A 1,951-nucleotide genomic window follows, 5' to 3' on the forward strand; every position below is an offset into this window, starting at 1 on the left:
TATCGCCTATAGCCCGTGCAGAAAGGCCATCAGCTCCGGCTGGTTGCGCCATCGCTTCGCAGGTTTCTTCTCAGATGGTGGCGCGCAGGTAGCCAGTGCGCGTGCCTTCGTCGCAAGGTCGGTCTCGGCATAGATATTGGTCGTGTTCAATGAGACATGACCCAGCCACGCGCGGATGGTATTGATATCGACGCCGGATTGCAGCAAATGCGAGCCCGTGCTGTGGACGCTATTCTCAAAGCCTTTTGCAAAGCAGTCGGGGACATTCCCCTCGCAGACGTCCTGGCAGACCAGCCGCAATCCAGGCAGGTCGACCTTGGTGTAGTGCAAGGTGGAATTGGCGCTGCGATGACCGAGATGATCTCCGATTTGCTTCAGTGTGAATCCCGAGTCGAGAAGATGGCCGGCACAGGCATGACGCAGGCAATGCGCGCCGCGCGACGGCAATGTGGTGCCAAGCGAAGTCAGACGCGCATGGGCGATTGCAGTGATGCTTGTGGCGGACAACGGCCGCACGGGTGCGGCAATCGTCAGAAACAGCATCCGATGCGAACAGCTTGGCCGCGCTTCGCGCAAATAACGCAAGATGGCATCGCCGACCTCGACGAGCAAGGGATAGGACTGCTTGCAACGCTGCTTGGGGCGGGTAACGAGAATACGTTCGCTTGTCCAATCAATATCATCCAAGCGAAGCGCGGCGACTTCACCGCGCCGCAGTCCATACACCGAAAGTAGCATCAGGATGGCACGGTCGCGAATATCGACGTGCCGGTCACCGCCGGCATTGGCAAGCAAGCGCTGAACGTCTTCCCATGGTGGTCCTTGGGGAACGCCCTCCATGGCGTAGATCCTTGGCGATTCGATGACAACGGCGAGTCCGGAAAGACACCAGTCCTGCGACCCCGCGTAGCGAAAGAAGCTGCGCAAGCGACTCGCCAGCGTACACAACGATGCGCGCGTCCAACCATGACGGCCCTTATCCTCGATGAATGAGTCGACATCGGCAATCGTGATTGTGTGGATTGAATCTCGGGCCGATGGCAATCGTTCAAAAAAACTGTCAGATGATCATGGCGCGTTGAAATTGTGACCGGCGACAGGCCGCGCTCGTCACGCAAGTAGCGGCTATAAGCGTCGAGTTGCTCCGTAAAACGACGTTCAATCTCGGGAATGCGCACAACGCAACCCACGCTTTGTACCCATTCGGTGACGATGTGAATGAACATCCGGCGGGCCCCGTGAAAGCTATCCAACGATCCTAATCGTCGGCTGATTCGTGTCCGCTGGTCCACTGCCAATTCGATGTCTTGCACGGACACTTCGCCGGAATCGATGTCGATGCCAGGCGCGACCGCCAGCAGGACCCAGGCGATCTTGCACAGCATCGCATGGGAATAGCCTTGATCGGCACAATTCCCGAGGAATCGCTCACGAGAATCGGCATGGGGCGCAGCGCGATAGCGCGCAACGACTGCTGGGTATTTGAACAGAATTTCGAACATGATCGACCTCCATTTACAAAGGGATGGACGATCATCATGAGCCGGAATTTATGTGGCGTAACTACGAGCAGCATTGGCTGATTGCAAGGCTCCTGCGACCGGACGCCACATATTTCCGAGCGCCACATAATGATACGGCGAGCAGTTGCAATGCGGCCTGCAGCGCCTTGGGTCCCGGTGGCGCGGCGAGTAACGGCCCAATGATCGAGAAGCGCAAGCGCGCCCAACGATCGCGTTTAACGGAATCGGTTATACCATTCAAGAAGCGCTCCCAATGACGCGACGCCGGCGGCATCGCTACTGGGACGCACGCTTACGAACCCGCATAAAGTTTGGCTATCGGCATCCTCTGCGGGTCATGCGCGGTCCTTGCATAACGTCATCATTGCCGGACCGTCAAGGGGGTGAGAAACGTCAGGAATCGTTGCATCGATTCTGCTGCAGAACCA

At 57.7% G+C, this 1,951-nt stretch carries 1 pseudogene; it reads right to left on the bottom strand.

Annotated elements, in window-relative coordinates:
- Positions 1-282: 282 nt before the first annotated feature.
- A pseudogene (locus HY308_16345) lies at positions 283-1,502 on the bottom strand (tyrosine-type recombinase/integrase).
- Positions 1,503-1,951 lie beyond the last annotated feature (449 nt).

It is taken from the genome of Gammaproteobacteria bacterium, from assembly GCA_016199745.1.
Classification (GTDB): domain Bacteria; phylum Pseudomonadota; class Gammaproteobacteria; order Acidiferrobacterales; family Sulfurifustaceae; genus JACQFZ01.